At 36.8% G+C, this 10,718-nt stretch carries 10 protein-coding genes, 3 pseudogenes and 1 other annotated feature; of the genes and pseudogenes, 11 read left to right on the top strand and 2 right to left on the bottom strand.

Features of this window, described 5'->3' with window-relative positions; genetic code table 11:
* The first annotated feature begins 26 nt into the window (after positions 1 to 26).
* The 10 genes and pseudogenes from D8837_RS08690 (at position 27) to rplT (ending at position 8,387) form a co-directional block, all read left to right on the top strand.
* Positions 27 to 1,028, top strand: coding sequence for a hypothetical protein (locus D8837_RS08690; protein ID WP_045597047.1), 1,002 nt, complete (start codon positions 27 to 29; stop codon positions 1,026 to 1,028).
* A gap of 190 nt (positions 1,029 to 1,218) precedes the next feature.
* Entirely contained in the window at positions 1,219 to 1,788 is a 570-nt protein-coding gene (locus tag D8837_RS08685; protein ID WP_033686638.1) for a GNAT family N-acetyltransferase, read from the top strand.
* 66 nt (positions 1,789 to 1,854) lie between these two features.
* On the top strand, positions 1,855 to 2,505 hold the full coding sequence (locus tag D8837_RS08680) for a helix-hairpin-helix domain-containing protein (RefSeq protein ID WP_049502502.1): 651 nt from the start codon (positions 1,855 to 1,857) through the stop codon (positions 2,503 to 2,505).
* Complete coding sequence (locus tag D8837_RS08675; RefSeq protein ID WP_125456806.1) at positions 2,489 to 4,729, top strand: DNA internalization-related competence protein ComEC/Rec2; 2,241 nt, start codon at positions 2,489 to 2,491, stop codon at positions 4,727 to 4,729. The genes D8837_RS08680 and D8837_RS08675 overlap by 17 nt, the downstream gene beginning before the upstream one ends.
* Before the next feature lie 178 nt (positions 4,730 to 4,907).
* Positions 4,908 to 5,096 (top strand): annotated as a pseudogene (locus D8837_RS09865) (hypothetical protein).
* Between the two features lie 32 nt (positions 5,097 to 5,128).
* Entirely contained in the window at positions 5,129 to 5,716 is a 588-nt protein-coding gene (locus tag D8837_RS08665; protein WP_125456805.1) for an ATP-binding cassette domain-containing protein, read from the top strand.
* Between the two features lie 3 nt (positions 5,717 to 5,719).
* Positions 5,720 to 6,904 (top strand): hypothetical protein, encoded by a 1,185-nt coding sequence (locus tag D8837_RS08660; RefSeq protein ID WP_125456804.1) that lies wholly within the window; start codon positions 5,720 to 5,722, stop codon positions 6,902 to 6,904.
* A 161-nt stretch (positions 6,905 to 7,065) separates the two neighbouring features.
* Positions 7,066 to 7,197 (top strand) — a sequence feature (ribosomal protein L20 leader region).
* A gap of 15 nt (positions 7,198 to 7,212) precedes the next feature.
* Positions 7,213 to 7,743, top strand: a complete 531-nt coding sequence (gene infC / locus D8837_RS08655) for a translation initiation factor IF-3 (RefSeq protein WP_000848180.1) — start codon at positions 7,213 to 7,215, stop codon at positions 7,741 to 7,743.
* A 32-nt stretch (positions 7,744 to 7,775) separates the two neighbouring features.
* Positions 7,776 to 7,976, top strand: coding sequence for a 50S ribosomal protein L35 (gene rpmI / locus D8837_RS08650; RefSeq protein ID WP_001125943.1), 201 nt, complete (start codon positions 7,776 to 7,778; stop codon positions 7,974 to 7,976).
* Positions 7,977 to 8,027: 51 nt separating this feature from the next.
* Complete coding sequence (gene rplT / locus D8837_RS08645; RefSeq protein WP_000124834.1) at positions 8,028 to 8,387, top strand: 50S ribosomal protein L20; 360 nt, start codon at positions 8,028 to 8,030, stop codon at positions 8,385 to 8,387.
* Positions 8,388 to 8,481: 94 nt separating this feature from the next.
* On the opposite strand, the pseudogene D8837_RS08640 reads toward rplT, so the two are convergent.
* Both D8837_RS08640 and pbp3 read right to left on the bottom strand, forming a co-directional pair.
* A pseudogene (locus tag D8837_RS08640) lies at positions 8,482 to 9,039 on the bottom strand (transposase); the annotation flags it as partial.
* Between the two features lie 218 nt (positions 9,040 to 9,257).
* Complete coding sequence (gene pbp3 / locus D8837_RS08630) at positions 9,258 to 10,499, bottom strand: D-alanyl-D-alanine carboxypeptidase PBP3 (protein WP_125456802.1); 1,242 nt, start codon at positions 10,497 to 10,499, stop codon at positions 9,258 to 9,260.
* 102 nt (positions 10,500 to 10,601) lie between these two features.
* Here pbp3 and D8837_RS09620 point away from each other — a divergent pair.
* Positions 10,602 to 10,718: pseudogene (locus D8837_RS09620) on the top strand (AI-2E family transporter); the annotation flags it as partial.

Raw genomic sequence — 10,718 nt, 5'->3', positions numbered from 1 at the left:
GAGTTAGGTCAATTTAGGAGGTTAATGTGAAAGAAAAAACAGTTAGAGAAGTTGAAGAATTAAATAAAGCTTATTTTAAAAGTTTAGCGAACACTCGCGCATCTGCAAGTATGATGTTTATTTCGTTTACAGGAGTATTTATATTATCTTTAATTATTTGGGTTTTTTCCTGGTATTTAAAAGAGGTTTTATTAATAAATCCATTAACTTATTGGTTTTTTGATCTTCTCATTTTCTTCTTACTTTATTTAATTGTTGCTTTTTTTATTCCATTAGCAGGAATGTTTGCATATAAAAGACAAATTTTAGCAACCTTTTCTCTGATGATAGTTTATATTGGAATATACTTTTCATTACAAATGATGATGCTGATAATTCTTGTAACATCAATCTCGACGAAGGAATTTTCGCTTGGATTCCCTAAGTATTCTCCAATTTTTATTCCATTTTTGTTAATTTCTACAGTTTGTGGCTTTATTTATCAATATTTCTGGTTAAAACGCCAGTTAAAAAAAGGTTTCTCTGTAAATAGGACAATGGGGAATTATTTTGCTAAATCTAATGCATATGGTAGAAACTCTCTTTACATCATTTTTGGACTTTCTATGTTGGCTGCCTTACTTTCAGGTAAATTGATACTTATTTTTGGAATTCTTGGAGCTCTTCTTTTCAGCTATGCATTTTCTCAATTGATTACAGAAGTCGCCTATCTTTTATATCTTAAAACTCAAAGCAAGGAATATTGGGAAGATGTACCTACGAAAAAAGAGACTTTTCGAGATTTATTTAAGGGTTTCAGTTTAAAGAAAGCAAAAATTAGAATTTTCCTTGAGATTTTGTTTTGTTCAATATTTCTAGGTATTATGTATAATATAGGCTATTTTAGTCCTAGTTCATACACCCCCCTTTGGCTTATTTGGTTTGGGAGAATATTTATAATTTTGATAGGACTGGATATTTTGGTAAGTTTTATTCTTTATGTCATAAAAAAAGTAAATACTAGATTCCAAAAAGGAAAGAAAAAATGATGAATCTTCATTGTCAGTAGGACTCTGAATTATGTAATTATTGATTTTAAGAAACATTTAGAAATGCTTCCAAAGACCAGAAAACTCTCTGCTCTAGAATCAGTTATCTGGTATTCTTTGTTCGCGCTTCTTGTTATCACTTCTTTTTTATGCTAGACTTGTAGAAAATATTTGTAAATGGAGGAAAAGTATGGAATCGATCTTTTTAAAACTAACTCAGCATCCCACAGTCGAGACAGGGCGTTTATTGCTTAGACCTGTAACCTTGGATGATGCAGAAGCAATGTTTGCCTATGCCTCAGACAAGGATAATACACGTTACACATTTCCAACCAATCAAAGCTTGGAAGAAACCAAGAATAGCATTGCTCAGTTCTACTTGACCAATCCCTTGGGACGCTGGGGAATAGAATTAAAAAGCAATGGTCAGTTTATTGGAACCATTGATTTGTACAAGATTGATTCTGTTCTTAAGAAGGCAGCTATTGGCTACATTATCAATAAAAAGTATTGGAATCAAGGATTGACGACAGAAGCCAATCGTGCCGTAATTGAGCTAGCTTTTGAGAAGATTGGAATGAACAAGTTGACCGCCCTTCACGATAAGGACAATCCTGCATCTGGAAAGGTCATGGAGAAATCAGGCATGTGTTTTTCCCATGCAGAACCATATGCTTGTATGGACCAGCATGAAGAAGGCCGAATCGTTACAAGAGTTCATTATGTCTTGACCAAGGAAGACTATTTTGCAAATAAATAAGCAGTTGAGAAGAAATTTTCAACTGTTTTTTCTTCCTCTTACGAATAATCTAAGAGAGGAGAAAATATGGAAGCAATTATCGAGAAAATTAAAGAGTATAAAATCATTGTCATCTGTACTGGTCTGGGCTTGGTTGTAGGCGGATTTTTCCTGCTAAAGCCAGCTCCACACACACCTGTCAAAGAAACGAATTTGCAGGCAGAAGTTGCAGCTGTTTCCAAGGATTCGGTATCCGAAAAGGATGTGAAGAAGGAAGAAAAGGAAGAACCCCTTGAACAAGATCTAATCACAGTAGATGTAAAAGGCGCTGTTAAAGCACCTGGAATTTATGACTTGCCTGTAGGTAGTCGAGTCAATGACGCTGTTCAGAAGGCAGGTGGCTTGACAGAGCAAGCAGACAGCACGTCGCTCAATCTAGCTCAGAAAGTTAGTGACGAGGCTCTGGTTTACGTTCCAGCTAAGGGAGAAGAATCAGCTAGTCAACAGGCAGGTTCTGGAGCGCCTTCTTCAACAAGCAAGGACAAGAAGGTCAATCTCAACAAGGCCAGTCTGGAAGAACTCAAGCAGGTAAAGGGACTGGGAGGAAAACGAGCTCAGGACATTATCGATCATCGTGAGGCAAATGGGAAATTTAAGTCGGTCGATGAACTCAAGAAGGTCTCTGGAATTGGTGCCAAGACCATAGAAAAGTTAAAAGATTATGTTACAGTGGATTAAGAATTTCTCTATTCCCCTAATTTACCTTAGTTTTCTGTTGCTTTGGCTTTACTACGCCATTTTCTCATCATCTTATCTCGCACTGCTAGGTTTTGTTTTTCTGCTAGTCTGTCTCTTTATCCAATTTCCGTGGAAATCTGCTGGTAAAGTTCTAATAATTTGCGGAATCTTTGGATTTTGGTTTCTGTTTCAAACTTGGCAACAGAGTCAAGCGAGTCAAAACCTAGCGGATTCTGTTGAAAGGGTACGGATTCTGCCCGACACTATTAAAGTCAATGGTGATAGTCTGTCCTTTCGTGGTAAGTCTGATGAACGCATTTTTCAAGTCTATTATAAACTCCAATCCGAGGAGGAGAAAGAATCCTTTCAAGCTTTAACAGATCTTCATGAGATAGGACTAGAAGGAAAACTTTCGGAGCCAGAGGGGCAGAGGAATTTTGGTGGCTTTAATTACCAAGCCTATCTGAAAACTCAGGGAATTTTCCAGACTCTCAATATCAAAAAAATACAGTCCCTTAAACAGGTTAGCAGTTGGGATATAGGAGAAAATCTATCCAGTTTACGCCGAAAGGCTGTGGTTTGGATTAAGACACATTTTCCAGACCCTATGCGCAATTACATGACAGGGCTTTTGCTAGGACATCTGGACACAGATTTTGAGGAGATGAATGAGCTTTATTCTAGTCTAGGAATTATCCACCTTTTTGCCTTGTCGGGTATGCAGGTAGGCTTTTTCATGGATGGATTTAAGAAACTTCTCTTGCGATTAGGCTTGACCCAAGAAAAGTTGAAATGGCTGACTTATCCCTTTTCCCTTATCTATGCAGGGCTGACAGGATTTTCAGCATCAGTTATTCGCAGTCTATTGCAGAAGCTACTGGCTCAACATGGTGTTAAGGGATTAGATAATTTTGCCTTGACGGTCCTTATCCTCTTTATCATCATGCCAAACTTTTTCCTGACTGCAGGAGGAGTCTTGTCCTGCGCCTATGCTTTTATCTTGACCATGACCAGCAAAGAAGGAGAGGGCCTCAAGGCTGTTGCTAGAGAAAGTCTAGTCATCTCCTTGGGCATATTGCCCATTCTGTCCTTCTATTTTGCGGAATTTCAACCTTGGTCCATCCTCTTGACCTTTGTCTTTTCCTTTCTATTTGACTTGGTCTTCTTACCGCTCTTGTCTATCTTATTTGCCCTTTCCTTTCTATATCCAGTCATTCAGCTGAACTTTATCTTTGAATGGTTAGAGGGCATTATTCGCTTGGTATCACAGGTGGCAAGCAGACCGCTTGTCTTTGGACAACCCAATGCATGGCTTTTAATCTTATTGTTAATTTCCTTGGCTTTAGTATATGATTTGAGAAAAAACATTAAAAGGCTAGCAGTATTAAGCTTATTGATTACGGGTCTCTTTTTCCTGACCAAGTATCCACTGGAAAATGAAATTACCATGCTGGATGTGGGGCAAGGAGAAAGTATTTTCCTACGGGATGTAACTGGTAAGACCATTTTCATAGATGTCGGTGGCAAGGTAGAATCTGATAAGAAAATCGAAAAATGGCAAGAAAAGATGACGACCAGCAATGCACAGAGAAGCTTGATACCCTATCTTAAAAGTCGAGGAGTGGCCAAGATTGACCAGCTGATTTTGACAAATACGGACAAGGAACATGTTGGAGATTTGTTGGAGGTGACCAAGGCTTTCCATGTAGGGGAGATCTTAGTATCAAAAGGCAGTTTGAGACAGAAGGAATTTGTTGCAAAACTACAGGCAACTCAAACCAAGGTGCGCAGTGTGACGGCAGGAGAGAAATTGTCAATTTTTGGAAGTCAGTTAGAAGTCCTATCTCCAAGTAAAATTGGAGATGGAAATCATGAAGATTCCCTGGTTTTGTATGGAAAACTCTTGGATAAAAACTTCCTTTTCACTGGAAATTTGCAGGAGAAAGGAGAGAAGGACTTGCTGAGGCAATATCCTGACCTAGAGGTGGATGTTTTGAAAGCTAGCCAACATGGCTCTAAAAAATCATCAAGTTCAGCCTTTTTAGAACAACTCAAACCAGAGATGACTCTCATTTCAGTTGGAAAGAGCAATCGAATGAAACTCCCCCATCAGGAAACCTTGACCCGACTGGAAGGTATCAATAGCAAAGTTTACCGAACTGACCAGCAAGGAGCTATACGCTTTAAAGGGTGGAAAAGTTGGAAAATCGAAAGTGTTCGATAGGAAGGACAAATATTATATATTAGTAAAATAAACTAAAAATATGTTGTATAGTAATGATAAAAACGATATAATGAAAGCGTATTTAATATTAATGATATAAAATCATTAAAAATTAGCAAAAACCGTTTAATTAGTTAGTTTATGATCTATTGGTCTTTTTTAGTCCAGTGTATCTGCTGTGACAGTCACTAAAAGTTATAGGTATGATTGGAATATCTACTATAAGTCTAGTATGAATTACCACAGATATAGCTATATTAACGTTCTGTTATGATCTCGTTATTATAGCTATTTTGAGTATAAAGTTGATAGTGGCTGGAGTTACGATCGTTATGAGGTACTAAACTACTCCAGTGGAGGCTATTAATCCCTAAAGAGTGATAAAAAGGAGGGCTAGGTATGTTGCAACTTACTCATGTGACCTTAAAAACGCGACAAGTCATCTTACAAGATGTTGATTTTACATTTGAAAAGGGTAGGATTTATGGTATTCTTGCTATCAATGGCTCTGGAAAGACGACACTGTTCCGCGCCATTAGCAATTTAATTCCTATAACTAGTGGAAATATCGTAGCCCCTCCTTCTTTGTTTTATTATGAGAGTATTGAATGGCTGGATGAAAATTTAAGTGGGATGGACTATCTTCGCCTCATAAAAAACATCTGGAAGTCAGACCTAAACTTGAGGGATGAAATTGATTACTGGGAAATGTCGGACTATGTCAGACTTCCCATTCGTAAGTATTCCTTAGGCATGAAGCAACGCTTGGTGATTGCCATGTATTTCCTCAGTCAGGCGAAATGCTGGCTCATGGATGAGATTACAAATGGCTTAGATGAGTATTATCGACAGAAGTTTTTTGATAGGCTAGCAAAAATCGATAGACAAGAACAGCTGGTTCTTTTAAGTTCCCACTATAAGGAAGAGTTGCTTGATGTCTGCGATAGAGTAGTAACCATTCATCAGGGGCAGATAGAAGAGGTTTAGTTTATGAAAGATATTAGTCTATTTTTATTAAAAAAAGTTTTCAAAAGTCGCTTAAACTGGATTATCTTAGCTTTATTTGTATCTGGACTCGGTGTTACCTTTTATTTTAATAGTCAGACTGCAAACTCCGTCAGCTTGGAGAGCGAGTTGGAAACCCGTCTTGTAAAAGATGAGAGAGTCATCAATGAATATGAAGAGAAACTCTCCCAAATATCTGATACCAACTCGGAGGAATACCAGATTGCTAAAATTAATTTAGAATCGGAAAAAAATCTTTTGACTCAAAAGAAAGAAATTCTGGCTTTGTTAAGAGAAGGACGCTGGAAAGAAGCCTACTATTTGCAGTGGCAAGCTGAGGAAAAGAGTTATGAAATTGTATCGAAGCAACCGACTTCTAGTTCTGACTTAAAAATGGCGGTTGACCGCGAACGAAAGACTTACCAAGCCCTATATCCCTTGAACATAAAAGCCCACAATTTAGTTTATCCGACCCACGGGATTGATCAGATTGTCTGGATTTTAGAGCTTATCATCCCAAGCTTGTTTGTGGTTGCTATTATTTTTATGCTAACGCAACTATTTGCAGAAAGATATCAAAATCATCTGGATACAGCTCACTTATATCCTTTTTCAAAAGTGAAATTTGCAATATCCTCTCTTGGAGTTGGAGTGGGTTATGTAACTGTGCTGTTTATCGGAATCAGCGGATTTTCTTTTCTAGTGGGAAGTCTGACAAGTGGTTTTGGACAGTTAGATTATCCCTACCCGATTTATAACTTAACCAATCAAGAAGTAACTATTGGGAAGATACAAGATGTGTTATTTCCTGGCTTGTTACTAACTTTCTTGGCTTTTATCGTTATTGTGGAAGTCGTCTACTTGATTGCTTACTTTTTCAAGCAAAAAATGCCTGTCCTCTTTCTTTCACTCATTGGGATTGTTGGCTTATTGTTTGGCATCCAAACAATTCAGCCTCTTCAAAGGATTGCACATCTGATTCCCTTTACTTACTTGCGTTCAGTGGAGATTTTATCTGGAAGATTACCTAAGCAAATTGATAATGTCAATCTAAATTGGGACATGGGGATGGTCTTACTTCCTTGCCTGATTATCCTTTTGTTAGTGGGGATTCTATTTATCGAAAAATGGGGAAGTTCACGGAAAAAGGAAGTTTTTAATAGATTCTAGCTTTCCTATAGGGAAAATAAGTAAAAACTAACATAGAGAGGGAATCAACTTGATTCTCTCTTTTTGATTAGGAAATCAAGGCAAAATACAAACAGAAACTTTTCAAAAAAAATAACTTTTTATCTTGACAAGAGCTAGAAAACTTGGTATCATATAAAAGTTGAGAAAAGCAGAAGTGAGAGCTTCTCGCCTTGTGACATTAAGTTGCCTGGCCCTACGGATGAAAAGTTTCTAAGAAACGCTATCATAACGTGCGGGCTTGTATTATTACGAGTCCGCTATTGTTTTTCTCTAATAAAACAAAAGAGGTGAAAACCATAGCAAAGCAAGACTTATTCATCAATGATGAGATTCGTGTACGTGAAGTTCGCTTGATTGGTCTTGAAGGAGAACAGCTAGGCATCAAGCCACTCAGTGAAGCGCAAGCTTTGGCTGATAACGCTAATGTTGACCTAGTATTGATTCAACCCCAAGCCAAACCGCCTGTTGCAAAAATTATGGACTACGGTAAGTTCAAGTTTGAGTATCAGAAGAAGCAAAAAGAACAACGTAAAAAACAAAGTGTTGTTACTGTGAAAGAAGTTCGTCTAAGTCCAACTATTGACAAGGGTGACTTTGATACAAAACTTCGCAATGCACGCAAATTCCTTGAAAAAGGAAATAAAGTTAAGGTATCTATTCGCTTTAAGGGTCGTATGATTACCCATAAAGAGATTGGTGCAAAAGTTTTAGCCGAGTTTGCTGAAGCAACTCAAGATATTGCCATCATCGAACAACGTGCTAAAATGGATGGACGTCAAATGTTCATGCAATTGGCGCCAGCNACTGACAAAAAATAATTGTCAGAAAGTTAAATAAAGGAGAAAAAATCATGCCAAAACAAAAAACACACCGCGCATCAGCTAAACGTTTCAAACGTACAGGTTCTGGTGGACTTAAACGTTTCCGTGCTTACACTTCTCACCGTTTCCACGGAAAAACTAAAAAACAACGTCGTCATCTTCGTAAAGCATCTATGGTGCATTCAGGAGATTACAAACGTATCAAAGCAATGCTTACTCGCTTGAAATAATAGCTTGACTGTAAGTAAACAATTCTAGGAAATATTTGGAGGAAATAAAACATGGCACGTGTTAAAGGTGGCGTTGTATCACGCAAACGTCGTAAACGTATTCTTAAATTAGCAAAAGGTTACTATGGAGCTAAACACATCTTGTTCCGTACTGCAAAAGAACAAGTAATGAACTCTTACTACTATGCATACCGTGACCGTCGTCAGAAAAAACGTGACTTCCGCAAATTGTGGATCACTCGTATCAACGCGGCAGCTCGTATGAACGGACTTTCATACTCACAATTGATGCATGGTTTGAAATTGGCTGAGATCGAAGTTAACCGTAAAATGCTTGCTGACTTGGCTGTTAACGATGCAGCAGCTTTCACAGCTCTTGCAGATGCAGCTAAAGCAAAACTTGGTAAATAATAACTGATAAGACTGGAACAGGATTGTCCCAGTCTTTTTAAAAATAAAGGAGAAAAATATGGCTCTTTGTCAACTGTAGTGGGTTGAAGAAAAGCTAATATCGAGAAAGGACGAATTTCGTCCTTTTTTTGATATTTAGAGTGATGAGAATTCGTTTTTTGAAATTTTTAAAGTTCTGAAATCCAAAGGTATTCGCTTGAAAAGTTTAATAAGATTATTAGTAGTTAGAATAAGGAAATAGAAGTGCGTTGACGATTTTCTATTTGTCTTTAAGAAAGTTTTTAAAGATAGTCTAAAAGAGTTGATAAATCATCTTTAGATTCTCCTCAATAAATCTGAATAATTTGTTAGGATCCTTGTTTTGAAAGTGAAAAAGCCAGAGCCGATAGAAATTATAGTGATGGATTAAGTCTTCTGAATAGCTCAAAAGCTTGTCTAGAATTTTTCTATTCTTTAAGTGCATTCGAAAAGTAGGTCAGTACAATCGCTTATCGCCGAGTTTATGACTATCTTGTTGAATGAGCTTCCAGTAACGTTTGATAGCTTTGTATTTATGAGATTTTCTATCAGATTACTTTCTGATTTTGCCACGAATACGACTCATGTCACAACTTAAATGTTGGATAATGTAGAAACTATAAAGAACAAATCTTGTATGAGAGGTAAGAACGGTTTTAGAAGTCTTTGCAAGCAATTTTGTGATAAAATGCAATTGTTTCATATGATTTTTCTAATGATGGATCGATTGCTTTTCATTATAGAACTTATGGGACTTTTTTCTAACTTGAATATACAAAATAAACTCTATAATATCCATAGGGATTTTATCCACTATAAATATTATAGAGCAACAAAAACTTGTGATTTTTTTTATAATTTCTCGTTGATAAATCGGATAAACTGATTCCACCAAACTTTTAAGAAGAAGGCTTTTTCAACTTTCTTTTCTGCTACCATTTCGAAGCTAGGATGTTCTGTAGTAATGTAACCTTGACCAATCAAGTCATTGTCTTCGCAAGTTAAATGTCCAACAACTGTTTCAGCTTCTAAAGGTGCAGTGATTGCTTTAGAGTTTGGAATAAATTGGATAGATGGTTTAGCTTGGGTACCTAATCTTTCAACAAGTAAAATATCTTCTTTAGCGACTGCATTAACACTGTTCTCTTTTCCGTCTTCTACAGGAGCTTTGCTTTCTTTGTAAGAATCACCTTTTTGTATGATTTTACGAAGAGCAAAATTGGCAGAAATATAGTCCATAAGTGAGGAAGTAGCTGTAAAGCGGGCATAAGGATTATTATCTTGGTGTTCTGCATTTAAAACGACTGTGATGACTCTCATTCCTTTTTCAACAGTAGTACCAACAAAAGATTCTCCTGCTTTTTTAGTTGTTCCTGTTTTTAATCCATCAAAACCACCACGATAGGCAGGCATTCCTTCTAACATGTAGTTTGTAGAAGTGATCGTCATTCCAGCAAAAGTAGATGAAGGTTTTTTGGTAATTTCTAAGACTTGTGGGTATTTTTTTAGGAGTTTTCGTGCAACAATGGCAACATCGTAAGCACTGAGCTTGTTTTCATCGTCTTTTTTAGATCCTGGGTAAATGTTTTCACCCAGTGTTTCATTGTTAAGACCTGTTGTATTGACAACAGTGGCATCTTGAATTCCCCATTCCAAGAGTTTTGCACGCATCATGTCGACGAAATCTTTTTCTGATCCAGCAATTTTCTCAGCTAGGGCAATTGCCGCACTGTTAGCACTAGATACGAGTGTTGCTTCCAGTAATTCCTCTACAGTATAATTACGAGCCTCCATAGGAACATTACTTGCTTCAGAATTAGTTGTTAATTTATAAGGATAATCTGAAATATCTACTGGGGTTGAGAGAGTGATAGTACCATTTTCGAGAGCTTCATAAACAAGGTAGACAGTAAGCAATTTCGTGATGGAAGCAATTTCAACAGGCTCGGTAGCATTTTTTTCATACAGAATTTTACCTGTATTGGCTTCAACAGCAATTACATTCTTGGCTGGAATGTTTAAGTCTTGAGCAGCTATAGTAGAAACTGGAGACATAAATGAGAGAGTTAATAGAGTTAAAATAATTTTTTTCATAGTAAGTTTATTCTATCATAAAGAAAAAAATATTCCTACTTTCATGATATCAGAAACCAGCTTTTTTGAAAGTATGGTAAAATAGTTAGGTGGAGGTTGCTTATGTTTCGTAAGAATAAATTATTTTTTTGGACAAGTGAAATTTTACTATTGACAATCATTTTTTATTTATGGAGAGAGATGGGGAATATTATCACGCCTTTTGTAAGCGTTGCAAAT

Origin of the sequence: Streptococcus mitis (assembly GCF_003942965.1) — a bacterium.
GTDB lineage: Bacteria > Bacillota > Bacilli > Lactobacillales > Streptococcaceae > Streptococcus > Streptococcus mitis_BH.
This window is presented reverse-complemented; position numbering and strand designations above follow the sequence as displayed.